Source organism: Pararhizobium mangrovi (assembly GCF_006516965.1).
GTDB lineage: Bacteria > Pseudomonadota > Alphaproteobacteria > Rhizobiales > Rhizobiaceae > Pararhizobium_B > Pararhizobium_B mangrovi.
Genome location: NZ_VHLH01000042.1, coordinates 1 through 26,037 on the forward strand (window position 1 = coordinate 1; position 26,037 = coordinate 26,037).

General features: G+C 64.5%; 25 protein-coding genes, 1 tRNA gene and 1 pseudogene. 14 read left to right on the forward strand and 13 right to left on the reverse strand.

The genetic code is table 11. The features are described 5' to 3' along the window. Positions 1–86 precede the first annotated feature (86 nt). Entirely contained in the window at positions 87–419 is a 333-nt protein-coding gene (locus FJU11_RS17045; protein WP_141168281.1) for a TraR/DksA family transcriptional regulator, read from the reverse strand. Between the two features lie 116 nt (positions 420–535). Between FJU11_RS17045 and FJU11_RS17050 the strand changes: the two genes are divergently transcribed. The 9 genes from FJU11_RS17050 (at position 536) to FJU11_RS17090 (ending at position 8,034) form a co-directional block, all read left to right on the forward strand. Then, complete coding sequence (locus tag FJU11_RS17050) at positions 536–1,126, forward strand: NnrU family protein (protein ID WP_141168282.1); 591 nt, start codon at positions 536–538, stop codon at positions 1,124–1,126. A 148-nt stretch (positions 1,127–1,274) separates the two neighbouring features. Further along, positions 1,275–1,943 (forward strand): tetratricopeptide repeat protein, encoded by a 669-nt coding sequence (locus tag FJU11_RS17055; RefSeq protein WP_141168283.1) that lies wholly within the window; start codon positions 1,275–1,277, stop codon positions 1,941–1,943. Between the two features lie 28 nt (positions 1,944–1,971). Next, the gene (gene der / locus FJU11_RS17060) at positions 1,972–3,447 is read left to right on the forward strand and encodes a ribosome biogenesis GTPase Der (protein WP_141168284.1); all 1,476 of its coding nucleotides are present in this window, start codon (positions 1,972–1,974) and stop codon (positions 3,445–3,447) included. Between the two features lie 335 nt (positions 3,448–3,782). Further along, on the forward strand, positions 3,783–4,964 hold the full coding sequence (locus tag FJU11_RS17065) for a cell wall hydrolase (RefSeq protein WP_235891087.1): 1,182 nt from the start codon (positions 3,783–3,785) through the stop codon (positions 4,962–4,964). A 337-nt stretch (positions 4,965–5,301) separates the two neighbouring features. Continuing rightward, a complete protein-coding gene (locus FJU11_RS17070; RefSeq protein WP_141168303.1) occupies positions 5,302–5,673 on the forward strand; it encodes an AtpZ/AtpI family protein in 372 nt (123 codons plus the stop codon). A 49-nt stretch (positions 5,674–5,722) separates the two neighbouring features. After that, complete coding sequence (locus FJU11_RS17075) at positions 5,723–6,481, forward strand: F0F1 ATP synthase subunit A (RefSeq protein ID WP_141168285.1); 759 nt, start codon at positions 5,723–5,725, stop codon at positions 6,479–6,481. A 68-nt stretch (positions 6,482–6,549) separates the two neighbouring features. Next, positions 6,550–6,777 (forward strand): F0F1 ATP synthase subunit C, encoded by a 228-nt coding sequence (locus tag FJU11_RS17080; RefSeq protein WP_141168286.1) that lies wholly within the window; start codon positions 6,550–6,552, stop codon positions 6,775–6,777. Between the two features lie 78 nt (positions 6,778–6,855). Then, the gene (locus FJU11_RS17085; RefSeq protein ID WP_141168304.1) at positions 6,856–7,461 is read left to right on the forward strand and encodes a F0F1 ATP synthase subunit B; all 606 of its coding nucleotides are present in this window, start codon (positions 6,856–6,858) and stop codon (positions 7,459–7,461) included. Between the two features lie 93 nt (positions 7,462–7,554). After that, entirely contained in the window at positions 7,555–8,034 is a 480-nt protein-coding gene (locus FJU11_RS17090) for a F0F1 ATP synthase subunit B (RefSeq protein WP_141168287.1), read from the forward strand. Between the two features lie 366 nt (positions 8,035–8,400). Here FJU11_RS17090 and FJU11_RS17095 read toward each other — a convergent pair whose 3' ends face one another. Both FJU11_RS17095 and FJU11_RS17100 read right to left on the reverse strand, forming a co-directional pair. Next, on the reverse strand, positions 8,401–9,072 hold the full coding sequence (locus FJU11_RS17095; RefSeq protein WP_141168288.1) for a ribonuclease HII: 672 nt from the start codon (positions 9,070–9,072) through the stop codon (positions 8,401–8,403). 92 nt (positions 9,073–9,164) lie between these two features. Further along, complete coding sequence (locus FJU11_RS17100) at positions 9,165–9,698, reverse strand: gamma carbonic anhydrase family protein (protein WP_141168289.1); 534 nt, start codon at positions 9,696–9,698, stop codon at positions 9,165–9,167. 137 nt (positions 9,699–9,835) lie between these two features. Here FJU11_RS17100 and FJU11_RS17105 point away from each other — a divergent pair, with 137 nt between their 5' ends. Continuing rightward, positions 9,836–10,087, forward strand: coding sequence for a hypothetical protein (locus FJU11_RS17105; protein WP_141168290.1), 252 nt, complete (start codon positions 9,836–9,838; stop codon positions 10,085–10,087). 126 nt (positions 10,088–10,213) lie between these two features. Next, positions 10,214–11,680, forward strand: a complete 1,467-nt coding sequence (locus FJU11_RS17110; protein WP_141168291.1) for a cryptochrome/photolyase family protein — start codon at positions 10,214–10,216, stop codon at positions 11,678–11,680. Positions 11,681–12,072: 392 nt separating this feature from the next. On the opposite strand, the gene FJU11_RS17115 is transcribed toward FJU11_RS17110, so the two are convergent. Both FJU11_RS17115 and FJU11_RS17120 read right to left on the reverse strand, forming a co-directional pair. After that, entirely contained in the window at positions 12,073–12,351 is a 279-nt protein-coding gene (locus FJU11_RS17115; RefSeq protein ID WP_141168305.1) for a hypothetical protein, read from the reverse strand. A gap of 74 nt (positions 12,352–12,425) precedes the next feature. After that, positions 12,426–13,508 carry a DNA topoisomerase IB gene (locus FJU11_RS17120; RefSeq protein ID WP_141168292.1) on the reverse strand — a complete coding sequence of 361 codons (1,083 nt, stop codon included), beginning with the start codon at positions 13,506–13,508 and terminating at the stop codon, positions 12,426–12,428. A gap of 190 nt (positions 13,509–13,698) precedes the next feature. On the opposite strand from FJU11_RS17120, the gene FJU11_RS17125 reads away from it, so the two are divergent. Next, positions 13,699–15,231, forward strand: coding sequence for a hypothetical protein (locus FJU11_RS17125; protein WP_141168293.1), 1,533 nt, complete (start codon positions 13,699–13,701; stop codon positions 15,229–15,231). Positions 15,232–15,362: 131 nt separating this feature from the next. On the opposite strand, the gene FJU11_RS17130 is transcribed toward FJU11_RS17125, so the two are convergent. The 4 genes from FJU11_RS17130 to FJU11_RS17145 form a co-directional block, all read right to left on the reverse strand. After that, the gene (locus tag FJU11_RS17130) at positions 15,363–16,199 is read right to left on the reverse strand and encodes an alkaline phosphatase family protein (RefSeq protein ID WP_141168294.1); all 837 of its coding nucleotides are present in this window, start codon (positions 16,197–16,199) and stop codon (positions 15,363–15,365) included. A gap of 80 nt (positions 16,200–16,279) precedes the next feature. After that, on the reverse strand, positions 16,280–17,866 hold the full coding sequence (locus FJU11_RS17135; protein ID WP_141168295.1) for an ABC transporter substrate-binding protein: 1,587 nt from the start codon (positions 17,864–17,866) through the stop codon (positions 16,280–16,282). A gap of 264 nt (positions 17,867–18,130) precedes the next feature. Next, positions 18,131–18,206 (reverse strand) — tRNA-Arg (locus FJU11_RS17140). Between the two features lie 57 nt (positions 18,207–18,263). Then, positions 18,264–19,421 carry a M20 aminoacylase family protein gene (locus FJU11_RS17145; protein ID WP_141168296.1) on the reverse strand — a complete coding sequence of 386 codons (1,158 nt, stop codon included), beginning with the start codon at positions 19,419–19,421 and terminating at the stop codon, positions 18,264–18,266. Positions 19,422–19,595: 174 nt separating this feature from the next. Here FJU11_RS17145 and FJU11_RS17150 point away from each other — a divergent pair, with 174 nt between their 5' ends. Both FJU11_RS17150 and FJU11_RS17155 read left to right on the forward strand, forming a co-directional pair. Next, positions 19,596–20,783: a D-alanyl-D-alanine carboxypeptidase family protein gene (locus FJU11_RS17150; protein ID WP_141168297.1), complete on the forward strand. Its 1,188-nt coding sequence runs from the start codon at positions 19,596–19,598 to the stop codon at positions 20,781–20,783. A gap of 10 nt (positions 20,784–20,793) precedes the next feature. Then, the gene (locus tag FJU11_RS17155) at positions 20,794–21,894 is read left to right on the forward strand and encodes a CobW family GTP-binding protein (RefSeq protein ID WP_235891088.1); all 1,101 of its coding nucleotides are present in this window, start codon (positions 20,794–20,796) and stop codon (positions 21,892–21,894) included. Positions 21,895–21,931: 37 nt separating this feature from the next. Here the strand turns inward: FJU11_RS17155 and FJU11_RS17160 are convergent, their stop codons facing one another. The 4 genes and pseudogenes from FJU11_RS17160 to FJU11_RS17175 all read right to left on the reverse strand — a co-directional run. Next, a complete protein-coding gene (locus FJU11_RS17160) occupies positions 21,932–23,503 on the reverse strand; it encodes a DHA2 family efflux MFS transporter permease subunit (RefSeq protein ID WP_141168299.1) in 1,572 nt (523 codons plus the stop codon). A gap of 10 nt (positions 23,504–23,513) precedes the next feature. Next, the gene (locus tag FJU11_RS17165; protein ID WP_181408233.1) at positions 23,514–24,749 is read right to left on the reverse strand and encodes an HlyD family secretion protein; all 1,236 of its coding nucleotides are present in this window, start codon (positions 24,747–24,749) and stop codon (positions 23,514–23,516) included. Positions 24,750–24,900: 151 nt separating this feature from the next. After that, on the reverse strand, positions 24,901–25,782 hold the full coding sequence (locus FJU11_RS17170; RefSeq protein WP_141168301.1) for a 3-hydroxybutyryl-CoA dehydrogenase: 882 nt from the start codon (positions 25,780–25,782) through the stop codon (positions 24,901–24,903). A 135-nt stretch (positions 25,783–25,917) separates the two neighbouring features. Next, positions 25,918–26,037 (reverse strand): annotated as a pseudogene (locus tag FJU11_RS17175) (electron transfer flavoprotein subunit alpha/FixB family protein); the annotation flags it as partial.

A 26,037-nucleotide genomic window follows, 5' to 3' on the forward strand; every position in this document is an offset into this window, starting at 1 on the left:
CGTACCACCAGTACGCTCGTCGCCATCCGTCTCGGTCCTGACGCAAACAGGGTCGGCAGAGCGTTTCCGTATAAACCTGAAAGGCTCTAGGAGGCGCAGGCCACGCACTTTTCGGCCATCGGATCGATGGCGAGGCGACCGTCCGGGATCTCCGCGTCGCATTCGACGCAATAGCCGTAGTCGCCCGCCGCGAGCCGGCGCTCGGCCATCTTGATGCGGCCGCGATCGTGCTTGCGGCGGCGCTCCTGCGCGGCGGCCATGGCCTGCTGCTGCATGGAATCCATGCGCGAGAGGCGTCCGGCCGACTGCTGGTCGAGCATGACGGTCGCGCGCGATTCCGCCGACATCGCGGAAAGCTCTTCCAGTTCCAGCCGCCTGGCATCGAGCCGCTGGCGGGCCTTTTCGAGATCGATGCTCATGCACGCGATCATGACGCCGGGTGCGGTGCACACGCAAGCGTCGTATGACGCCGCCCTTTGAAACCGCACTCCCGCACGTTATCTTCCGCCGGCGGGGTCAATCGGGAGCGTCAAACATGGGCTGGGTCATCTTCGTCGTCGGGCTGGTGCTTCTTCTCGGCATCCATTCGGAGCGCATCGTCTCACCGGACTTCCGCCGTGGCTTCATCGCGCAGCGCGGCGAAAAGGCGTGGAAGATCCTCTACTCGGTCGTCGCGATCGTCGGGTTCGTGCTGCTCGTCTGGGGCTACGGGATCGCGCGTCAGCGTGCGCCCGTGCTCTATGTATCGAACTTCAACCTCGTCTACGTGACCGCTGCGCTGATGCTGATCGCGTTGATCGTGCTGGCGAGCTACAAATTGCCGGCCGGTCGCATCAAGGCGACGCTCAAGCATCCGATGCTCGTCGCCGTGAAGATCTGGGCACTCGCCCATCTCCTCGTCAACGGCGATCTCGCCTCGATCGTGCTCTTCGTGAGTTTCCTCGCATGGGCCGTCGCCGACCGCATCTCCGAGAAGAAGCGCTGGCGCGCCGGCATCACGCAGAACCCGGTCTTCGTCTCCTACAAGTACGACGCCATCGCCGTCGTCATCGGCGTCGTGCTCTACGGCCTCTTCACGTGGAAGCTGCATCTGTGGCTGATCGGCGTCCAGCCGCCCGTCGGGTGAGCGGCGCGTTCGTTTTGGCCGTCTCCATGCTCTGCGGGCGGCACGCGCTGCCGGCTTTTTCGCCCTGCGCCCCTTACAGCCGGACGAAAATCCGCTAGAAGGCGGCAGTTTCGTTCACCGACCGGTTGGCGCAGGAGCATTCGCCCGCATGGCACATGACGAGAGTTTCTTTCGCGAGGTCAGGGAAGATCTGCGCAACGAGCGGTTCAAGCAGCTGTGGAATCGCTTCGGCATCTACCTGATTGCCGCCCTCGTCGTGCTCATCCTCGCCATCGGTGCTTATGTCGGATATCGCTACTGGTCCGAACGACAGTCGGCGCAATCGGGCGACGCCTTCGCGGCGGCGTTGAGCGTGATTGACGACGGCAAGACGGACCAGGCGCTGGGCGACCTCGATAAGCTCGCCGATACCGGCTACGGCGACTATCCGGCGCTGGCGCGGCTTCGCGCCGCCGGTCTCATGGCCGAGAACGGCAAGACGGACGACGCGCTGAAGGCCTTCAAGGCCGTCGCCAACGACGACGACGTGCCGCAGGCGATCCGCGACGTCGCCCGCGTGCGCGGTGGTCTCATCCTCGTCGACCACGGCACCTACGGCGATGCCGCCGACATGGTGCAGACGCTGACGGGCGACGACGATCCGTTCCGAAATTCCGCCCGCGAGATCCTCGGGCTTTCCGCCTGGAAGGCGGGCGACATGAAACAGGCCCGCACATGGTTCGAAAAGATCACGTCGGACAACCAGGCCGAACGCGGCGTGGTTCAGCAGGCGCAGATGATGCTCGACCTCATCGACGCCAATACGAAGCCGGCCTGAGCGCCGCCTTCGCGGCAAAGGCATGCGCATGAGCTTTTCCGTTGCCATCGTCGGACGCCCGAATGTCGGCAAGTCCACGCTGTTCAACCGCCTGGCCGGTCAGCGGCTCGCGCTCGTCGACGATACTCCGGGGGTCACCCGCGACCGGCGACCGGCCGAGGCGAAGCTCGTTGATCTGACCTTCCGGATCATCGATACCGCCGGGCTCGAAGAGAGTGGACCGGATACGCTGCAGGGACGCATGCGCGCGCAGACCGAGGCGGCGATCGACGAGGCGGATATGGCGCTCTTCGTCGTCGACGCCAAGAGCGGCCTGACGCCGCTCGACGGTACGCTCGCCGAACTCCTGCGCCGGTACGGCAAGCCGGTGGTGCTCGTCGCCAACAAGGCGGAGGCACGTGGTGCCGAAGCGGGGCTCTACGACGCCTACACCCTCGGCCTCGGCGAGCCGTGCCCGATCTCGGCCGAGCACGGCGAGGGCATGCTCGATCTGCGTGACGCGATCGTCGCCGCGCTCGGTGGCGAGGATGCGTTAGTGGCCGTCGCGGACGAGGCCGCGAGCGATGTCGACGTCCGGGACGGTGCCGGCGAGGATGCGACCCAGCCGGTTGCCGGCGATGGCGTTGCCGGGTCGGCGGAAGACGCCGAGGAGCCGGAAAGCGTCGACGATCCGGAAAAGCCGATGCGCATCGCCGTCGTCGGTCGGCCGAACGCCGGCAAGTCGACCCTGATCAACCGCATGCTCGGCGAAGAGCGGCTGCTGACCGGACCGGAAGCCGGCATCACGCGGGATTCGATCGCCGTCGATCTCGCCTGGCAGGGCAGGGCGATCCGTCTCTTCGATACGGCCGGACTGCGGCGCAAGGCGCGTGTTCAGGAAAAGCTCGAGAAACTTTCCGTGGCGGACGCCTTGCGCGCCATTCGTTTCGCGGAGGTCGTCGTCGTCGTCCTCGACGCGACGATGCCCTTCGAACGCCAGGATCTCCAGATCGTCGACCTCGTCGTGCGGGAGGGGCGCGCGGCCGTCATCGTCTTCAACAAATGGGACATGGTCGACGACCGGCAGGCGATGCTTTCCGACCTGCGCGAGCGCACCGAGCGGCTGCTGCCGCAGGTGCGCGGCATCCGCGCCGTTCCGATCTCGGGCCTGACGGGCGACGGGCTCGGCCGCATGATGAAGGCCGTCAGCGAGACCCATGCCGTCTGGAACCGCAGGATTTCGACCGCCAAACTCAATCGCTGGCTCGAGGAAGCGCAGACGCGTCATCCGCCACCGGCGGTCTCGGGGCGGCGAATCAATCTCAAATACATGACGCAGATCAAGGCGCGGCCGCCCGGTTTCGTTCTCTCGACCAGCCGTCCGGAGGCGCTGCCGGCCGCCTATACACGCTATCTCGTCAACGGATTGCGCACCGCATTCGATCTGCCCGGCGTGCCGATCCGGCTTAGCCTGCGCAAGGGCGACAATCCCTATGCGGATCGCAAAAAACGCAAAACCCGTTGATTGTGCGCGGTTCCGGCATGTGTTCGAGGGCCGATTATGGCAGGTTTAGATCGGATCGCCGATCGGCGAGGACATACGAAAATCGGGATTAATAAGGAGAACAGACAAGCAAATGTGGACACTTGCCATGATTGTGCCGTCTTGAAAGGTTGAGACGGGCTCCGGGTCAGACGACACCGTCGAAGTCCATTCGACGCTTCCGTGTCGATTCCTTAAGGCAACGCGCCATCGGGGGCGCATTCGCCGAAAGCGAGCGCCGTTAACCAAGCATAAAGGTTAACGGGTGAAAGTGGGATTTGTTTCGCGTGTGATAAAAAAACACCGGAGTTGAGGGATTGCATTTTAAGTGGGGACCAAGCCGGTTGACGGCGATCCGTGTGCAGGACTGGCGCACGCCGATTATTCTCGGCGCCGTTGCCTTCCTGGCATTTCCGAACGTTGCCGCCTATTCCGACATCACCAGCATGCTCTCCGGCAGCGATGCCGGACAGTCGCGCTGGAACGTCCATCTGACGGACGTGCCGTCCGGATCGATCGAGCAGGCAAGCCTGCCATTCGGCGGCGGTGCCATGCGCGGCACCCGTGACAACGGGGCATCCATCACGCTTCCGAACGGCGCCAATATCTCGCTCCAGGGCAAGATCGGCATCCGTTCCACGACGCCGGACGAAGACCGCGTCACGCGCGGCGAAAAGACGTCGCGTGTCAGGTCGGTAACGCGGGCAAGTGCCGCTTCGTTCCGTGCCGGTTCGCTTTCTCACGATCGCGAGCCGATTTACGGTTCGGCGAAACTGGATACCGGCGTGATGGCGTTCGCCCGGTCGCGCCTGAAGGGCAACGAGGTCGAGGTCGCGAAGGCATTTTATCGCTCGCAGCAGCCGGCTCCCGGCAACAAGGCTCAGCGCGCCTTCGCCAGCCTGATCAACAACGATCGCCCCGATATCCTGGCCACGGCCTATGCCGACAGCCAATCCGACTACGCGCAGAATTCGCCCTTCGCTTCCGTCCTGAACGACGACAACCGCGAAGGCCGCTTCGTGCCGCCGATCACCAACGACGATCCGGGCTTCGCCTGGGCCACCAAGCCGCTGCCGGCTTCCGCCTTCGAGAAATCCGAGCAGCGCTGCCTCGCCTCCGCGGTCTATTTCGAATCGCGCGGCGAGCCCGTGAAGGGCCAGGCCGCCGTCGCGCAGGTCGTCCTCAACCGGGTGCGCAACCCGTCCTATCCCTCGACGATCTGCGACGTGGTCTACCAGCACGAAAGCTGGCGCAACCGCTGCCAGTTCTCCTTCGCTTGCGACGGCAAGCGCGAGGACATCCATTCTCCTTCGCATTGGCGGATCGCCAAGAAGGTCGCCATGGCCGTCACCGCCGGCAAGATCTGGCTGAAGGCGGTCGGTTCCTCGACGCATTACCACGCCACCTACGTGCATCCGCGCTGGGCAAGCGCGATGCGGCGGGTCGACAAGATCGGCGCCCACATCTTCTACGAGACGCAAAACGGCGGTTGGGACTGAACGATCGCTCCTTGCGATCCGGTCTCGTCTCTTCGGGACGGCGCCCTTTCCATCGGCGTTCGTCAGGCACCCGCACGGCGCGGGTGCGTCCTTTTGGACCCTTGATCGTTCGCGGAAAATGGCTCCTGCGACCGCGCAAATTCACTAAGTCTTTGTTTCCATGTCAAAAAACGCTGAGTTCGTCGCGTCAATCGCGGCTTGACTAGGCGAAATGGCGAAACTATGGTCGCCGCGATTTCGAGGCGGCCGGAGGGGCCGCGGCCATTCGCCCGGATTGACCTGATCCATGAGCCGGAAGACGTCGGACAGCGACACCGGAAAGGGCGAGAGCGGCCGCATGGCGCCCGATCGCGCCGATGACGATCTCGATGCGCGACGCAAGCGCCTCGGCAGCGACCTCGCCGGTCGTCGCGCGAGCGCAGGGCGCGCGGAAGAGAAGACGCGCGCCAGCACCGGCACGGGCTATGCCCAGGCCGTCAAGCTGTCGAGCGAGTTCATCGCCGCCGTTGCCGTGGGTTTCGCCCTCGGTTACGGTCTCGACGAATGGGCCGGCACGAAGCCGTGGGGGATGATCGTCTTCCTTCTGCTCGGCTTTTGCGCCGGCGTGCTGAACGTCATGCGCTCGGCAGGGGTCATCGCCCAGCCGCAGGAGCGGGTGACGCGCGGCGGCAAGACGAACGGAAGCGAGCGCCGTACGGACGGCGAGTAACGGGCTTAACGACCGCGAAACGAGCGGCCTAGAGACGAAAGAGCACGGCGTGGAACACAGTCCGACCGATCCGATCCACCAGTTCAACATCTATCATCTCATTCCGATCGATATCGGCGGGCTGGACCTGTCCTTCACCAACGCGTCGCTCTTCATGGCGATCGCGGCGATCATCGGTGCGGGCTTCCTCTACATGACGACCGGCAGCCGCGGCCTGGTGCCGACGCGCATGCAGTCGGTCTCGGAGATGTTCTACGAGTTCACCGCCGACATGCTGCGCGAATCCGCCGGCAGCGGCGGCATGCGGTTCTTCCCGTTCGTGTTCTCGCTGTTCTGTTTCCTGCTCGTCGGCAACCTGCTCGGCATGTTTCCGTATTTCTTCACGATCACAGCACAGATCGTCGTCACCTTCACGCTGGCGATCCTGGTGATCGGCGTCGTCCTCGTCTACGGCATTCGCCAGCACGGCATAAAGTTCTTCAAGCTCTTCGTTCCCGATGGCGTGCCCGGCCCGCTGCTCATCCTCGTGGTGCCGATCGAGGTGCTTTCGTTCATCTCGCGTCCCATCAGCCTGTCGATCCGACTGTTCGGCAACATGCTCGCCGGCCACATCACGCTCAAGGTTTTCGCGGGCTTCGTGTTCTCGCTCGGCACGCTCGGCGCACTCGGTGTCGCGACGGCGGTGCTGCCGCTGATCATGACCGTCGCCCTGACGGCGCTGGAACTTCTGGTTGCAGCGCTACAGGCCTACGTGTTCGCGGTGCTTACGTGTCTCTATCTCAACGACGCGCTGCACCCGAGCCACTGAACCCTTTTTCGCTGGCGGCCGGCAGCCGCCAATCGTCAAGCCGCAATTCCCATCGTAAGGAGACCATCATGGAAGCGGAAGCAGCTAAGTACATCGGCGCGGGCATCGCCTGCCTCGGCATGGGCGGCGCGGGCATCGGCCTCGGCCACATCTTCGGCAACTATCTCGCCGGCGCCCTGCGCAACCCCTCCGCCGCGGACGGCCAGTTCGGCCGCCTGATCTTCGGCTTCGCCATTACCGAGGCGCTCGGCATCTTCTCGCTGCTGATTGCGCTTCTCCTGCTCTTCGCCGTCTAAGGTCCGCCCGAACGGCGATCGTATCGTGCCTCGCCGCCTTCGCGGCGGCGTGGCCCGCAACCCCGTGGAGACACCATGATGCTCGTGACAGCGGCGCACGCCCAGTCCGCATCCGAAAACGGCGCGCCCGCCGATACCGGCACGCACACCGAAACGGGTGCGGGGCATGGGAGCGAGCCTCATTTCCCGCCGTTCAACGCCCATTATTTTCCGTCCCAGATTCTCTGGCTGGCAATCGTCTTCGCCCTTTTCTACCAGTTCATGGCGAAAACGGTCGTGCCGCGCATCGGCGGCATTCTGGAAAACCGGCGGGACCGCATCGCCCAGGATCTGGACGAGGCGAACCGGCTGAAGGAAGAGACGGACGAGGCCATCGCTGCCTACGAGCAGGAACTGGCCGACGCCCGCTCGAAGGCGCACGAGATCTCCCGCCAGGCACACGAGAAGGCCAAGGCCGAAGCCGAGGCCGAACAGGCGAAGGTCGAGGAGGAACTCTCCGAAAAGGCCGATGCCGCGGAAGCCGAGATCGAGCGGGTCAAGACCGAAGCGCTCGGCCATGTCGGGTCGATCGCCGAGGAGACCGCCGCCGCGATCGTCGAGCAGCTGCTCGGCAAGGCGCCGTCGGAGAACGAAGTCGCTACCGCGGTCGAGGCGGAGCGGATGCGTCAGATCGAGGGCGCCTGACGGCGCGGGTGCGTGTTCGCAGTCTCGATCGCACGTCTCATTCTTTCCGAACCCGCGGCTGAAGCTTTCGGGATTTCGCTCTAGGGGACAGGCATGGACAATACATTCTGGGCGTTCGTCTCGCTCGTCATCTTCATCGCGATCATCGTCTATTATCGCGTGCCGAGCATGATGACGCGTTCGCTCGACAAGCGCTCCGACGACATCCGCAAGGAACTGGACGAGGCGCGCCGGCTGCGCGAGGAAGCCCAGCAGGTACTTGCCGAATACCAGCGCAAGCGCCGTGAGGCGGAGGAAGAGGCGGCCGAAATCCGCAAGACGGCCGAACGCGACGCGGCGGCCTTCCTCGAAGAGGCGAAGAAGCGCACCGAGGAAAGCGTCGCACGGCGCCAAGAAATGGCCGAGCAGCGCATCCGCCAGGCCGAGATCGACGCGACCAACGAAGTCCGTGCGTCTGCCGTCGATGTCGCGGTCGCTGCCGCACGCCGCATGCTCGCCGACGAGGCGAAGGGCGAGACGGCGAACCGCCTCTTCGACGAATCGCTCGAAACGGTGCGCCACCGCATGAACTAGAGTCTTTCAGGTTTATACGGAAGCGCTCTGTTCGATCGTGCCGGTTTCCCACGCGAAGGCGATCGCAGCGCGATGTGGTTCATCGGGCAAGATCGGCGACAAAGTGGGAGAGCGGCACGGTCGAACCCTTCGGGCCGGCCCTGTTTGCGCCATGACGCTTCGACGGATGGCTCGACCGTACCACCAGTACGCTCGTCGCCATCCGTCTCGGTCCTGACGCAAACAGGGTCGGTAGAGCGTTTCCGTATAAACCTGAAAGGCTCTAATGCGCTCGCCATCCCAAATCGTGACGAAAAAGGCCGGGTTTCTCCGGCCTTTTTTCATTTCCGTGCGGCGCATGCTTGAACCGCGAACGGAAGTTTCCGCTCAGGCTTCTTCGATTTTCACGATCGTCAGCGTCGTCTCGCGCAGCGTTCGGAAGGACATGCGATGGAGCGGGCAGGGGCCGAGTTCGGCGATCGCGGCGCGGTGCACGGCGGTCGCGTAACCGACATGCCGCTTGAAGCCGTAGTCCGGAAAAAGGCTGTCCGCGCGGTGCATCATCCGGTCGCGGGTGACTTTGGCGACGATCGAGGCGGCTGCGACCGAGACGGAACGCGCATCGCCACCGATGATCGCCTCCGCCGAGCACGCGAGCCCGTCCGGCACGTCCCGCCCGTCGACCAGCACATGCCCCGCTGCGAGCGGCAGGCCGGCAAGCGCGCGCCGCATGGCGTCGAGGCTTGCCTTGCGGATATCCGTCGCATCGACGCGACGGGAAGACGACGAGGCGATCGCCACATGCGCCGTCGCGGTGATCGCCAGGAAGAGGGACTCGCGCTCGCTCGCCGTGAGCGCCTTGGAATCGTCGAGCCCGTCGGGGATCGCAGCCGGATCGAGAATGACCGCTGCTGCGACGACGGGCCCGGCGAGCGGCCCGCGCCCGACCTCGTCGACGCCTGCGACCGGCGCAAGGCCGCGTGCGTAGGCCTGCGCCTCGAAGGTGAAGTCCGGTCCCGAAGGTGCGACCTTGGCCGCATTGCCGCGAATCGATGCCATGGCCGGTATCGTCGCGCTACGCCCGGCGCACTGCAAGCGCGGCCTGCCGTCGACTGTGCGTTTTCCACCCAACGAGCCGGATGGATCCCGGCTCAGTCCTCCTCGATCGGGCGAAGCCCGTCGGAGTAGCGTCTTGCCTTCTCCACGTAGCCGGAAGCGGATTTGCGCAATCCTTCGATCGCTGCCTCGTCGAGCGCGCGCACGACCCGGCCGGGCGTGCCGACGACGAGCGAACCGTCGGGGATCTCCTTGCCTTCGGGGATCAGGCTGCCGGCGCCGATCAGGCAGTTCCGACCGATGCGTGCACCGTTGAGCACGATGGCGCCCATGCCGATCAACGTCCCGTCGCCGACCGTGCATCCGTGAACGATCGCCCGATGGCCGACCGTGCAGCCCGTGCCAAGCGTTACGGGGAAGCCCGGATCGGTGTGGATGACGGTATTTTCCTGGATGTTCGTGCGCGCGCCGACGGTAACGGGCTCGTTGTCGCCGCGAAGCACGGCGCCGAACCATATGTTGGCCCCCTCCTCGAGCACGACCTTGCCGATAAGGACTGCCGTATCGGCGATCCAGGTGAAGCCTTCGGGCAGGACCGGCTCGATCCCGTCGAGTGCGAAGCAGGGCATGGGATCTCCTTTTCGGGTCTTCATCGCCGGTTCCTCGTCCGGCGCGGGCTGCCGTATCGCACGGATGGCGCTTGTTCTCGGCCGCGAACGCCATAAATGCCCGCTTCCGTTACAGCGGTCAAAGAAGGAATGGCGCGATGGCAGCGAATGAACTGAGCGACAAGGGCCTCTCGATTTTCACCTTCGCGGCGTATCACCAGCTCGAAAGCGGCGAACGGGTGCGCGAGATCGTGCTCGACGACGGCAAGGGACATGCTGCCGATCGCAAGGGTTTGCAGGAACTCGAGGATGGCGAAATGATCGAGCCGGGAAGCGGCGAGCGCGGCATGCTGACGGATGCGGGCGAGGTGAAGCTCGACGCGATCGTCGCAGCCATCCGCGGCGCTTAGGCGGCGAGCGACGTGCCGGGCCGCGACGGCGTGATCGAGCGGCTCGGCGTGAATGGACAGGGACGCCGGATGATCCGGTCGGCATGAAGATGGCCCGGACGGGGCGAAGAGGAGTTTGAGGACGAGATGAGCAAGGGACAGGATGGCGAGATCGGCGGCGAGGGGCCGATCGTCGTGTGGCTGCGCAACGATCTGCGCCTCGACGACAACCCGCCGCTCGCAGCGGCTGCCGAAACCGGCCGTCCCGTCGTTCCGCTCGTCGTCTTCGACGAGGAATCGAAGGACGTGCGCCAGCTCGGCGGCGCGCACAAATGGTGGTTCCACCATTCGCTCGAATCGCTCGCGACGTCGTTCCGCGGCAAGGGGAGCCAGCTCACGCTCCGCCGCGGCGAAGGCGCGAAGATCGTGCCGGAGGTGATGGAAGAGGTCGGCGCCGACGCGCTCGTCTTCAACCGGCGCTACGACGAAGGCTCCCGTGCGGTCGACGACGCGGTCGTGGAGGCGCTCGGCGACGATGTCGCGGTGACGCGCTACGCGGGCAATCTGCTGCACAATCCGGACGAGGTCGAGACCAATTCCGGCGGCTACTACAAGGTCTATACGCCGTTCATGAAGACGGTGATGAAGCAGAAGCGGCGCGCGCCCGTCGACGCGCCGTCCGGCTTCAAGCAGCCGGATTCGTTCCCGAAGTCCGACAAACTCGAGGACTGGGACCTGCTGCCGACGAAGCCGGACTGGTCCGGCGGCATCCGCGATTTCTGGACGGTCGGCGAGAAGGCCGCACACGACCGTTTCGCCGATTTCTGCGACGAGTGCCTCGGCGGCTACGATGCCGGTCGCGACAAGCCGGACAAGGACGCGACCTCGCGCATGTCGCCGCACCTGCGCTGGGGCGAGATTTCTCCGATCCGGCTATGGCACACGGCGAACGCCTATGCCGAACGGCGCAAGACCATTCCGAGCGGCGATCTGGAGTCCTTCCTGCAGGAACTCGTCTGGCGCGACTTCAACTACAATCTGCTCTACAATTTCGGACCGATGGCCACGAAGGACTTCAATTCGCGCTTCGACGATTTTCCGTGGAAGAGCTCGAAGAAGTCGCTCGAGGCATGGCAGGCGGGCAAGACGGGCTATCCGATCGTCGATGCAGGCATGCGCCAGCTCTGGGAGACCGGCTGGATGCACAACCGTATCCGAATGGTCGTCGGTTCCTTCCTGACGAAGGATCTGCTGATCGACTGGCGCGAGGGCGAACGCTGGTTCTGGGACACGCTGGTCGATGGCGACATCGCCTCGAACACGGCACAGTGGCAGTGGATCGGCGGCACGGGCGCGGACGCACAGCCCTTCTTCCGCATCTTCAACCCGATCACTCAGAGCGAACGCTTCGACAAGAACGGCGACTACATCCGCCGCTTCGTGCCCGAACTGAAGGACCTGCCGACCAAGGTGCTGCATGCGCCATGGGATGCCGACGAGGAGACGCTCGAAAAGGCGGGCGTCAAGCTCGGCGAGACGTATCCAAAGCCGATCATCGACCACAAGAAGGCCCGCGACCGCGCCCTCGGCGCCTATGACGAGGTGAAGGGGTAGGTGGCCGTAGCGGTGTCGGAATGGCTCGTTCGTGTCGGCAACGACCACGATGCCACCTCAACGTGGCATCGGGAAGAAGCCTGTCGAAGGGCGGCTCACCTCTCCCTCCGTCATCCTCGGGCTCGACCCGAGGATCCAACCCCGTCGCAACACGAGCGGCGGGCCAGGTCGATTACGGACGGAGCGGCATCGTGGACACCCGGCACCGTAATCGTGCGGAGCGGTGGTTGGATCCTCGGGTCGAGCCCGAGGATGACGTCGGTGGGCGAGGAGGATATCTTGGAGAAGAGCAGCGTAAGGGTGTTCCTTCGCGAAGCCGCAATGCGGTTCGACCAAAGCGTTTCGAACAAGACATGACCCGCTTCAGCATCGCATGATGGAATCGGGCGGAATTACCCGCTCTCTTCGCCGTCGCTATTGGAAAGACTGCTGTACCAGTCCGCGTAAGGCGTGTTCTTCGCAAGGCACCGGGTATAGTCCCGTGCGCCGTCCGACCACCAGACCGGACCGCGTTCGCCGAGCGCACGTTTGGCCGTATCGACCCGCCCGCGCGCCTTTCTCACGGCTTCTTCGTCGTCGCTCTTTTGCGCGCTTTGAACCGCACGTCGCGCGGACATCAGATCCTTCACGAGACCCTGGTACCGCTCGCCGTCGATCGATGGATCGGCCATGCGCCACAGGCGGCCGCGAACGACGAAGTAGCGGCCGTCGGGGGTTTGCGGATGCTTGGTCACGAAGGCGCCAATCAGGCGGTCGCGGACTTCAGCCAGGCGAGCACACGCCGTTCGCCGAGCGTCATGCGATCGTCGAGCGCCGCATCGTCTTCGGTTTCGGGCGCAAGGTGCCCAGCGAGTTCACCGGCCTCGAAGCTTTCGAAGACGCGCGGATGGACGTAGGAGTTTCGGCACACCGTGCGGGTGTTGCCGAGACGCTTGCAGACGCGGTCGAGGGTCGCGTTGACGATGCGGGCATTGTCGCGCTTTGAACTGGCGGGCGTCTCCCCGGCCAGTTGCAGCGCACATTCGGTCGTCGCCGCCCATGTGCGGAACTGGCGCGAGGTGAAGCTCTCGCCGGCTAGCTCCTGGATATAGGCGTTGACGTCCGCCGAATCGACCGCGTGGACCACGCCCTCGCCATCGACGTAACGAAACAGGTGCTGGCCGGGCAGTTCCTGCAGCGAGCGGATGACGCGGGCGATGCGCCGGTCGGTATGATGCAGGCTCCACTCGCGTCCGGACTTGCCGCGAAAGTGGAAGCGAAGCCGGTTCCCTTCGAGGTCGACATGCTCCTCGGTCAAGGTCGTCAGCCCGTAACTTTCGTTCGTGCGCGCGTATTCCCGGTTGCCGACCCGGATCAGAAGCTTGTCCATCAGGAACACGACGGTCGCCACGGCCTTTTCGAAGGTCGGTCCGCGGCGCCTGAGGTCGTGGTCGATCTGCTCGCGGATGCCCGGCAGGGCCTCGGCGAAGGCGACGAGATGGGCGAACTTGCGCTGTTCGCGCAGGCTCTGCCAGTCGGCATGGTAGCGGTACTGCTTGCGTCCGCGATCGTCCCGGCCGGTCGCCTGAAGATGGCCGAGCGGTTCCGGCGAAATCCAGACCTTGCCGTAGGCGGGCGGGATGGCGAGCGCGTTGATGCGTTTGCGCTCGGTACGATCGGCAAGCAGCTTGCCGTCCGGCAGGTAGTAGGCGAACCCCTTTCCGGCGCGCTTGCGCGTGATGCCGGGCGTCACGTCGGTGACGTAGACGAGCCCGCCATTGACCACCATCTCCTTCGTCTCGATGGTGATGGGGCTATCCTGCTCCTGCGAATTGACGTGCTGATCCAACGCGGAACTCCTTCGACGAATCGCAATGCTCGGTCACAGGGAAAGGTTCACCGGTCGCACGCAAGATCGCGGGAGCGTGATGAGCGCGCCCGCTTAACCCTCCTTCAAGCGATCCCGGTTTATCTCGTCCGATGGCGCCCGCGTGCGGCGGCGTCGCCGCTTCGGCGGCAGGACGAAGGATGAAAGCGCGATGCCCGGTTCGAACGCCCTTCCGGCAACCGGCGCGCCGACGGACCGGCGCGCGTTCGACGCGTCGACGACGGAGGCCGCACTGCACGTCGTGCTCGGCATCCTCGTCGTCGTCGCCTCGGTCTCCGCCTTCGCGATCTCCGTCAAGTTCGGCATCGCCGCGACGTTCGTGGTTTCCGTTCTCGTCGCCACGCTCGTTCCGCCGAGCATGCCGATCATCCTGCTTTGCACGTTTCTCCTGCAGAACGTCGCGGTGGCCTGGTTCACGCCCTACATCGCCGACGATATGGCGTTCGACGCCCTTCGCGGCGCCAATTTCGTCGTCCTGATGAGTGCCTATGGGGTCTTCTTCGCCGCTTCGTTCCAGCACAGGCTGCGCGCCGTCGCCGGGGCGCGCCCGTGGCTGCTCGTCTCCATGGCGCTCGCCGGCGTCGTCGTCTTCTATATGGGTCTCGGTGCCGTGCGCGGCGTGCCGAAGGATGCGGTCATCTATTTCCGCAACACGATCATGCCGATCGCCTGCTTCCACATCGCCCTGGTCGCCGCCAGCCTCTATCGCGTCGAACTCAGGCGCAGCGTCGCCTGGGTCGGCGCGGCGGCAATCGTCTACGGCTATTTCGAGCTCGTGTTCCAGCTGCGGTTCCTGGGTATCTTCCACGGAGACCAGTATCTGCAGCGCTCGCTTCGCCGCGCCATCGAGACCGGCGTCTACCAGCGCGAACTGGAGCAGACGGGCTACGTCCTTCGCGGGTTGAAGGACACGATGATGACGCGCTTCTTCAACACGTCGCTCTTTTCCGACGTCTTTCCGGAGATCTTCCGCATCGGCGGGCCGAACTTCCATCCGATCAGCTATGCCTACGCGCTCGCCGTCATTTCCGTCTGGCTGATCTTCCGGCGACGTTGGCTGCTGGCGCTCTCCGCCCTGCCGCTTCTCGTCGTCGTCGGCTCGAAGGGCGCGATGTTCATGGTGCTGATGGCAATGATGGCGGGGATCACCTGGCGCTTCTTCGGCCAGCGCGCCACGCTGCTCGCGGTCCTCGGCATGGCGTCGTTATGGGTCGTCGCGGCGATCGCCTACGGCGCGGCCAACGCGGATTATCACGTTCTCGGCATGATCGCGGGCCTGAACGGCTTCCTGCACGATCCGATCGGCCAGGGGCTCGGCATCGGCGGCAACCTCTCGAGCACAACCGAGCAGGTCGACTGGCAGCGCGCCCAGCTCGTCGGCTCGACGAGCGTGCCGATGGAAAGCGCCATCGGCGTGATGCTCTACCAGATGGGCCCGGGAGCCATCGTCTTCATCGCCTTTCTGGGCGCCCTCGCGGCATCGGCCTTCCGGCGCCTGAGGCGCACCGGCGACACGGATTTCCTTTTCGCCTTCGTCACCATCGTCACCATCGTGGCGAATGCGGTGCTGCAGGAAGAGGCGTTCTATTCACCGCTGGCGCTCGGCTTCCTGATGCTGCTCGTCGGCGCGACCTTCGGCACGCATTTCCGCCGCGATGCGGAGGCGCTGCACGCACGGTCGTGATCCGTACCGGCACCCGTGACCCAATCGAGCGCTTTGGGACCTGATCGAAACAGGTCCCAAAGCGCTCTATCCTCCTGTCTCGCGCACCGTTCGTGACGCCGGACCGGGGTCGGTCCGGCTCGAAAAATGCCCTAGTTCAGAAAGCCCGGCATGGTCATGCCGGGCGGGACGGCGACGCCGAGACGCGTGAGGATGGACGGCGCGAGCTGCCGCTGGTCGAGAACGACGGTTTCGTCTTTGTCGAATGCACCCTTGCCGAAGTAGTAGAGGGCGACTTCCTGCTGCTCGATCTCGTGGCCACCATGATGACCGCGATCCGTCTGCCCGTGATCGGCGGTGACGATCACCTCGTAGCCGTCCTCGATCCACTTCGGCAGGTAGGAGGCGAGCGCGGCGTCCATACTTCCACATGCATGATCCATCTCCACGCAGTCATGGCCGAAGCGATGACCCATGGAATCGAGCGTGCAGGTGTGGAGGATGCCGTAATCGATGCCGAAGCGCTTCGTCAGCATGGTCAGCGTCGCAAAGAGATCGGCGTCGCTCGGCGTCGTCTGGTTGATGAGGTTGTAGCCGCTCATGGTGTGGAAGCGGCCATGATGGATCGGCCCTTCCTCCTCGTCGTATTCCAGATCGCGGATCGGTTCGAAGGGGGCACGCTGGAAGAAGGCCGAAAAGAACGAGTGCGTTACCGCGCCCGTCTTGCCGCCGGCGGCGGAAACTTCCGAGAAGATATCCGGCTTGTCGACGCGAAAGATCGTCTCGTTCGAGGTCACGCCATGATCCTGCGGTGAGAGGCCGGTATGGATCGAGGCGTAGCAGGGCGCGGAGATCGACGGCAGGACGGCGCGCATGCGGCGAACCTGCGCATCGCCGTTCTCGACCCATCCCTCGAGATTGCCCATCAAACGGCGCCAGTTCCGCCATGGCACGCCGTCGAGAATGATGAGGAGGAGCTTGGTCTGCATCTCGGATGTCCTTGCTGCATTCGAAGAAAAGCCGTCCTTCCGATCGAAAGGACGGCGTATCAGGGTGAGCGGGGTTGGGATCAGGTGGCGACCCAGCACGCGGCAAGCGCGTAACCGTTCATCAGTTCGCCGATCGGGCTTGGGGTGTAGCCCGCGACCTTCGAACCCGTCGCATCCAGCAACTGGTTGAAGAAGGGAACGATCTCGCCGCCCTTGTCCCTGACCAGAAGCGCCATGTCGTGATAGATCGCCTTGCGCTTGCTCTCGTCGAGTTCGCCGCGCGCTTCCAGGAGCATCTTGTCGAACTTCTCGTTGTGGAAGTTCGTGTCGTTCCAGTCGGCCCCGGAATACATCGCGGTCGTATACATCAGGTCCTGCGTGGGACGGCCGCCCCAATAGGATTCGCAGAACGGCTTGCTGTTCCACACGCTCGACCAGTAACCGTCGCTCGGTTCGCGATGAACGTCGATCTTGATGCCGGCCTGGGCGCAGCTCTGCTGAAAGAGCTGCGCGGCATCGAGTGCCCCCGGGAAGGCGACGTCGGAAGCGCGCAGCACGATCGAACCGTCGTATCCGGACTTCTTGTAGTAGTGTTTCGCCTGATCCGGGTCGAACTCGCGCTGCGGAATGTCGTCCGGAAAGAGAGCGTAGGCCCCGTTGATCGGGAAGTCGTTGCCGATATCGCCATAACCGCGAAGAACGGTGTCGAGCATCTGCTTTCGATCGGTCGCAAGCTTCAGCGCCATGCGCAGATCGTTGTTGTCGAAGGGTGCCGTGTCGCAGAACATGTTGAAGGGATAGAAGCCCTTGCCGGAAACGTTCTGCAGCTTCACGCCCTTTATCCGCTCGATGAAGCTGACGATTCGCGGCGCGACCGCGTTGATCATGTCGACCTTGCCGGACTGGAGAGCCGTCATGCGGGCGGTGTCGTCGTTGACGACGAGCACCTCGATGCGATCCGCATGACCGAGCTCGTCGCCGGCCCAGTAGTTTTCGAACCGTTCGCCGACGTAATGCACGCCCGGTTGATGCGAGACGATCCTGTACGGACCGGCGCTGATCCCGGCATTCGGATCGTCCTTTCCGCCGTTCGGCTGGATCAAGATATGGTAGTCCGTCATCAGATACGGCAGCTCGGCGTTCGGCGTCTTGAGCGTAAGGACGACCGTGTCGCCGTCGACCTTGATCGTGTCGATGTCCTTGAGGATACCGTAGGCGCCTGATTTGGAGTTCTTGTCGGAATGGCGCTCGAGCGTCGCGGCGACGTCCTGCGGCGTTACGGTCTTGCCGTTATGGAATTCGACGCCCTTGCGGATCTTCATCGTCCATCGGGTGGCATCGGGGGAGGAATCGAACTCTTCGGCGATCAGGTTCTTCAGGCTGCCGTCGGGCTTCTGGGTAACGAGGAATTCGCCCCAGTTGCGCGCGAAGGTGAACGGCACCTTGTTCTGGTCGAGTGCGGGATCGAGCGTGTCGGTCGACTGGCCACCGGACAGGCCGGCCTTGAGAACACCGCCCTTCTTCGGCATTGCAGTTTCGGCAGCCGCTGCGAAACGCGTGCTTGCAAGGCCTGCACCGACACCCAGCGCGGCTGCGCAGCCAAGGAAATCCCGGCGGGAAAGGCGACCGTGGCGCACCTTCTCCTCAAGATCGACAATCGAACCCATATAGTTTCCTTTCGACTTCATTCAGTAACGTGCTCTTGCGGATGCGCACGCGATGTCTAGGCGGCTGCGGACCTGATCTCAAGGCCACGCTGGCGGACGACTCCAATTGGCGTGTAGAGGATGTTGGCGATCCGCTCGAAGAAGCGGCGGCCGAAACCGTTGCGCGTTCACGCGGGCGCTCGCCCGCCGCGTATTCAGAGGTCCGACGCCATTCCTCGAACGAACCGAAATGTGCTGAAAACGCTTCCAGATCACCGAGTCGATTGGTGATCCCGGCAGGATTCGAACCTGCGACACCAGGATTAGGAATCCTGTGCTCTATCCCCTGAGCTACGGGACCGCCAGGTTCCTTCCTATCCAAGGCGGTGCCATTCGCCAAGGCTTGGGGTGCGGGTTTTCAGCGCGAAAGTGCCGTTTCCGCGAGCTGGACCCAGTAGGAGACGCCGTAGGGGATCGCTTCGTCGTCGAAGTCGTAACCGGGGTTGTGCAGGCCGGCGGTGTCGCCGTTGCCGAGGAAGATGAAGGCGCCGGGGCGTTCCTCAAGCATGTAGGAGAAGTCCTCGCCGGCCATCAGCGGCATGGCCTCGCCGGCGCGATCGCGGCCGGCGACTTCGGCGGCGACGCTGCGGGCGATTTCGGTTTCCGCATCGTGATTGAAGGTGACGGGATAGTTGTTGCGGTAGTCGACGACGACGCTTGTCCCGTGCGCGGCGGCCACGCCTTCGCAGATCGTGCGGAAGCGCGTTTCAGCGAGCGAGCGTGCCTCGGCGTCGAGCGTGCGTACGGTGCCGGAGAAGGTCGCTTCGCCGGGCACGATGTTGTGCGTGAAGCCGGCCTCCATGCGGGTGACGGAGACGACGAGCGCCTTCAGCGGATCGGTGTTGCGCGAGACGATCGTCTGCAGCGCCGTGATCATCTGCGCGGCGGCCGGGATCGGGTCGACCGTCGTGTGCGGCATCGCGGCGTGACCGCCGACGCCGCGCACGGTGACGGTGAACTCGTCCGTCGCCGCCATGATGGGTCCGCTGCGGATGGAAAAGCGGCCGACCGGCAGGCCCGGAAGATTGTGCATGCCGAAGACCCGTTCGATTGCAAAGCGCTCCATCAGCCCTTCGTCGATCATCACGCGGCCACCGCCGCCGCCTTCTTCGGCCGGCTGAAAGATGACCGCCACGCTGCCGGTGAAGGCGCGGGTTTCGGCAAGATACTTCGCGGCACCGAGGAGCATCGCCATGTGCCCGTCATGGCCGCAGGCGTGCATGGCGCCGGGCTTGTGCGAACGCCATTCGCGTCCCGTCTCCTCGGCGATCGGCAGGGCGTCCATGTCGGCGCGAAGGCCGATGGTGCGACCCTTCTCGCGGCCGTGGATCACGCCGACGACGCCGCTCTCGGCCATTCCGGTGACGATCTCGTCCACCCCGAACTCGGCGAGCTTTTCGGCGACGAACGCGGCCGTTTCCGGCAGGTCGAACATGCATTCGGGGTTGCGGTGGAGCTGGTGCCGCCAATCGGTGATTTCGGCATGCATTTCGGCGGCGCGGTTGAGAACGGGCATGAACGAGGGTGCCTTTCGTGCAACGGCGCCGGCCGCGCGACGCCTGGAACGGTTCGCCGGGCGGCGGAACCTTTGCCATGCCCACGCGAGATGAGCTAGAAAGGCAAAGCCTAATCCCTTCCGGCCATGGAGCCAAGGCGGGATGGGGGATTCTGGTCGAGCGAGTTTCTGTTCATGTCGCGCATGCTGGTCCGCTTATCCGTCGTCTTCGCAACGCTTGTTCTCGCCGCTGCACCGCTGCGGGCCGAGCCGTTCCCCAGCATTCTGGTCGATGTCAATTCCGGCCAGGTGCTGGAGCATCAGGACGCCTTCAAGCGCTGGTATCCGGCCTCGCTGACGAAGCTCATGCTGATGTACGTGGTGTTCACCGAGCTTTCCGACGGCGAGCTGACGCTCGACAGCACCGTCCACGTCTCGCAACGCGCGGCGACGCAGCCGCCGGCCAAGATGTATCTCAATCCCGGGGCGACGATGACGCTCGATTCGGCGATGAAGATCATCATGACGAAGTCGGCCAACGACATCGCCATGGCGATCGCCGAGAGCGTCGGCGGCAGCGAGGGCGCCTTCGTCGAGAAGATGAACGCGACGGCAGCCCGGCTCGGCCTCGCCGACACCCATTTCATCAACCCCAACGGCCTGCCTGGCAAGGGCCAGTATTCGACGGCGCGCGACCTTGCCGTGCTGGCGACCGACCTGCGCCGGCAGTTTCCGCAATACGCCTTCTATTTCGATATTCCCGGCATCGACTACGGCGAATGGGAGATCGAAAACACCAACCTGCTGATGGGCCGGTTTCCCGGCATCGACGGCATGAAGACGGGCTTCATCTGCGCGAGCGGCTTCAATCAGGTGTCTTCGGCCACGCGCAACGGGCGCACGCTCGTCGCCGTCGCGCTCGGCCAGCCGAGCCTCGGCGCGCGCGCGAAGAAGACCGCGGAGCTTCTGCAGGCGGGTTTCGGCAAGCATCCGCAGGGCGGCCCGACGCTTTCGACGCTGCGACCGGAAGGCGGGCACGACGAGAAGGTCTACAACGTCTACAACCAGATCTGCACCAAGAAGGCGCACGACCAGCGCATGGCCGCACGCGACGACAATGGCGACGTGGTCGTCGAGGCGCCCTACATGCACGATCAGGTCAAGCGCCCCTATATCCGCGTCAAGCTGCTGACGACCGGCGGCGTAGCGTCCGCACGCATCGCCAGCATTCCGCTGCCGACGCCGCGGCCCGCGCACGAGGCGATGCCGCAGACGGCGAGCGCCTATGCCGAGGCCGGCGACGAGAGCGAAGCGTCCCAGGCCCTTGCCAACGCCGTCACCGGGGCGAGCGTGCCGATCCCGCGCGGCCGCCCGCAACCTTGAAAGCGGTATAGTGCGCCCGGATGCGCCGATTCCCGTCTCGCTCGTCACCGGCTTTCTCGGTGCCGGCAAGACGACACTTCTCAACCGGCTCCTGAAGGATCCGGCACTGGTCGACACGGCGGTGATCGTCAACGAATTCGGCGACGTCGCGATCGATCACCTGCTCGTCGAGCGAACGGGCGACGGCGTCATCGAGCTTTCCGACGGGTGCCTGTGCTGCACGGTGCGCGGCGCGCTCTCCGATACGCTCGGTGATCTGCTCGAACGCCTCGAGGACGGCCGGATCGAACGGTTGCAGCGCGTGGTGATCGAAACCACGGGTCTCGCCGACCCGGCACCGATCCTGCAAACGATCATGGGCCATCCCGCGCTCGCGCACGCCTACCGGCTCGATGGCGTGATCACGCTCGTCGATGCCGTCAACGGCGAGGCCACGCTCGACGCGCACGCGGAAGCGGTCAAGCAGGCGGCCGTCGCCGACCGGCTGGTTCTGACGAAGGCGGATCTGGCCCCTTCGGCCGTATCGGACGCGTTGAAGGCGCGGCTTTCGGCACTGAACCCCGGCGCGCCGATCGTCGAGGTCGGCAAGGCGAACGCGGCCGACCTGCTCGAATGCGGGCTCTACGATCCCGCCACCAAGACGGCCGATGTCGCGCGCTGGCTGCGTGACGAGGCGTACCGGGCGGACGAGGCGGCGGGGCATCACCACCATCACGACGTCAACCGGCACGATGCGCGCATCCATGCCTTCACGCTGACCCATGAAGAGCCGATCGACCCCGGCGCGCTGGAGATGTTCGTCGACCTGTTGCGTTCTGCGCATGCGGACCGGCTCCTGCGCATGAAGGGCATCGTCGCGCTTGCCGACGATCCGGAACGACCCGTCGTCATCCATGGGGTGCAGCGGCTCTTCCATCCGCCGGCGCGCCTTGCGGCCTGGCCGGATCCGGCCGACCGGCGCACCCGGCTGGTGCTGATCACGCGCGACATGAAGCCCGCCTTCGTGCGCGAGCTCTTCGAGGCCTTCACCGGCCGGCCGGGTGTCGACAGGCCGGACCGCGCGGCATTGACGGACAATCCGCTCGCCGTCCCGGGCCGCTCGTTCGGGTAGCACGAAGGCTGCCGGAGCAACCCGGCGTCCGTCCGGTTCAGCCGCGATTGCCGTGCACGGTCTTGAGGAAGGGGATCATCGGCAGGATGACGATGACGCCCCACATCAGCACGTAGTAGACGTCGACATAGGCGAACATCGCCGACTGCTTCTCGACCATGCGATAGATCACGGCGAGCGCCTGCGTGCGGCTTCCGAGCGACTGCGTCAACTGGTGCAGCGTCGTCGAAAACTGCGAGTTCAGCATGTTCAGCCCCTCGGTCATGCGCCATTGGTGGAACTGCTCGCGCCTTGCGAGCAGGGTCTGCGCGATGGAGATGCCGAAGGCACCGCCAAGGTTGCGCGCGAAGTTCAGCATGGCGGAGGCCTTGTCGGAATCTTCCGGCGGAAGACCGACATAGGCGACCGTGTTGATGGGGATGAACAGGAAGGGCAGGGCCACCGACTGGTAGAAGCGGCCGAGGACCGCGCCCCAGAAGGTGCTTTGCGTCGACATGTCGGAAAAGTGCCAGAACGAGGCGGCCTGCATGACGAAAGCGGGAAACAGGAGCATCCGCGCGTCGATCTTGGAGGTGAGAACGCCGGTCAGCGGCATCATGACGATCGCCGCGAAGCCCCCGAAGGTCAGTGCCAGCCCGGCGTCGTAGGCCGTGTAGCCGTAGACCTGCTGCAGCATCTGCGGCACGATCTGGATGGTGCCGAAGACGAGCATGCCGAGCATCAGCATCATCAGCACCGAGATCGCGAAGTTCGGGATCTTCAGCAGGTGGACCGGCACGATCGGGTCGTCGTGCAGCGTCTCCCAGATCGCCATCGCGGTCAGGCCGACCGCGGCGAGGATCGCGGTCGTGACGATCAGGTCGCTCTCGAACCAGTTTTCCGTCTGGCCGCGATCGAGGGTGATGAGAAGTCCGGCAAGCCCGATCGCCGTGAAGATGAAGCCGATATAGTCGACCTTCAGGCCACGGCGGTAGCGCTCCTTGCGCTCTTCGACGAGCACCTTCGGTTCCACGGTCAGGAGGGACACGAGGAAGAGCGAAAGGACGCCGACCGGCACGTTGATCAGGAAGATCCAGTGCCAAGAAATGGAATCGGTGATGTAGCCGCCGATCGTCGGGCCGACGATGGGCGCGACGACGACCACCATGCCGAAGGCGGCGAACGCCTGCCCGCGCTTGTGCGGGGGAAAGCTGTCGGTGATCATCGACTGCTGGACCGGCGCCAGCCCGCCGCCGCCGATCCCCTGGAGGACGCGCGCGACGATCAGGAAGCCGAGATTGGGCGAGAGCGCGCACATCAGCGATGCGGCCGTGAAGATCGCGATCGAGAACAGGAAATAGCGCTTGCGCCCGATCGCACGCGACAGGAACCCGCTGATCGGAATGATGATCGCGTTGGCGACGAGATAGCTCGTCACCATCCAGGTGGCCTTTTCCTGCGCGACGGAAAGACTGCCGGCGATGTTCGAAAGCGAGACGTTGGCGATCGAGACGTCGAGGATCTCCATCGCCGTCGCCACGGAGACGATCGCCGTCATCAGCCACGGGCTGAGATTGCCCGCGGCCGAACGGCTTCCGTCCCATCCCGATGCGGCGGACCTGGCGGCCATGGTGGTGGACCTACTGGGTGTGGACGCTCGGCACGACGGACATGCCGGGGCCGATGGGGAACTGCTGCAGCTCGTCCTTGTCGATCGAGATGCGCACCGGCACGCGCTGGACGACCTTCACGAAGTTGCCGGTCGCGTTTTGCGGCGGCAGGAGCTGGAAGGCCTGCCCGGCGCCGTGCTGGATGGAAACGACCTTTCCGTGGAAGGTCTTGTCCGGATAGGCGTCGATATGGAGGTCGACCGGGCGGCCGATCTCGATATCGGAAAGCTGCGTTTCCTTGTAGTTCGCGGTCACGTAGAGCTGATCGGGAACGAGCGCCATCATCGGCTGGCCCTGGGTGGCGAAGGAGCCGGTATTGACGTTCTTCTGGACGATCTGCCCATCCATCGGCGCTTCGATCGTCGTGTGGTTCAGCGTGATGTTCGCCGTTTCGACCTTGCTCTTGGCCGTTTCGACCGCCGCCTCGGCGGATTGAGCCTTGGCCTGCGCCACCTTCACGGCCGTCTTGGCGGTCGCGACCGAGCGGCTGCCGGCTTCGGCCTGCGCCGTTGCTGCGCGCGCGGCCGCCTTTGCGTCGTCGACCTGCTTCTGCGTGATGGCGCCCGACGCGGCCTTGGAAAGGCGCTGGTCGCGATTGAGCGTGTCCCGATCGTTCTGTGCCGTTGCCTGGAGCGCGTCGAGGCTCGCCTCGGATTCCGAAACCTGATTGCGCGCCTGCTCGATCGAGACCCGAGCCTCTTCCGCCTGGGCCTTCGCTTCGGCGAGCCCGGCCTCTGCGGTCGCGACGTTCGCCTGCGCGCTCGACTGGTCGATGCGCACCAGAAGGTCGCCCTTCTTCACGTGGCTGTTGTTCTCGACCGCCACTTCGGTGACCGCGCCCGAGACCTGCGGCGCAATCTGGACGACATCGGCACCGATGAACGCGTCGTCGGTGGTCGCGTACGGACGGATCTGCGTGATGTAGTAGTAGACCGCGGCGGCGATCCCAAGAAGCAGAAGGAGGATGAATATCCAGAAGATCGGCCGTTTGAAGATCGACTTGCGCGGCTTTGCCCGAGACGGCTCCGAGGATGCTTCGGCGGGTTCGTCGGAAGCATCGTGCGCTTCATCGCCTTCAGCCTGCGCGCCTTCGCCCGGCGCATCGCGGCGCGCGTTCGGCGACGTTTCCCCACGCGTCTCGGCGCGTTCTTTCTTCGAAGGCCGCTCCTTGAGTGTCGCTTCTTCCTCGGCTTCCCGATCGGTCACGGCGTCCATCCGGTTCTTTCACTCGATACTGAACTGTCATCTAGAGATAATCAGTAGAATCGGATTTCAAGAACAAATCGTAACGAACGGTTCGTTTTGATCGTTGTGCAAACTTTTGTCGCATGGCAAAAAGGGCGCACGAAAACGCCGATCAGCGCGTCGGAACGGGCTTTTCGCCGGAATAGTCGTAGAAGCCGCGCCCGCTCTTTTTCCCGAGCCAGCCGGCGTCGACATACTTCACGAGCAGGGGGCAGGGCCGGTACTTCGGATCGCCGAAGCCGTCGTGGAGCACGCGCATGATCGACAGGCACGTGTCGAGGCCGATGAAGTCGGCGAGCGTCAGCGGTCCCATCGGATGGTTGGCGCCGAGCGTCATGGCGGTGTCGATCGATTCGACGGAGCCGACGCCCTCGTGGAGGGTGGCGACGGCCTCGTTGATCATCGGCAGCAGGATACGGTTGACGATGAAGGCCGGAAAATCCTCCGACAGCGTCATGGTCTTGCCGAGCGCGCCGACGAAGTCGCGCACGGCCTCGAAGGTCGCGTCGTCCGTGGCGATGCCGCGCACGACCTCGACGAGCTTCATCTTCGGCACGGGGTTCATGAAGTGGATGCCGACGAAGCGCTCCGGGCGATCCGTGCCGGCGGCAAGCCGGGTGATCGAAAGCGACGACGTGTTGGTCGCGAGGATCGCGTCTTTGTTCAGCTTAGCGCAGAGATCGGTGAAGATCGCGGCCTTCACCTTCTCGTTTTCGGTCGCAGCCTCGATGACGAGATCGGCGTCGGCGAGATCGTCGATCGTGTTTGCCGCCGAAAGACGCTCGAACGTCGCCTTGCGATCGTCCTCGCTCATGCGCTCATTGGAAACGAGCCGGCCGAGCCGCTGGTCGATCGCCGAAAGTCCGGCTTCGATGCGTGCGTGATCCACGTCGTGGATGCGCACCGAAAGGCCAGCGGCGGCCGCGACCTGTGCGATGCCATTGCCCATCTGTCCGGCGCCGACCACGCCGACGGTGTGGATCGCTTGGCTCATGATCGTCTCCTCGTGCGAAGGCCGCGGTCGTGCTGGAGCGCCTCGCGACCGGATCGAATCGGATCCGGCGCTCCATCTCTCAGTCTTGCGTATTGTCCGTAATGGCGGACTGGATCGGTCCGCCTGGAAAATGCCCTAAAGCGCCTTTTCGAGTTCTGGCAGGACCTCGAAGAGATCGGCGACGAGGCCGTAGTCGGCGACCTGGAAGATGGGGGCTTCCTCGTCCTTGTTGATCGCCACGATGACCTTGGAGTC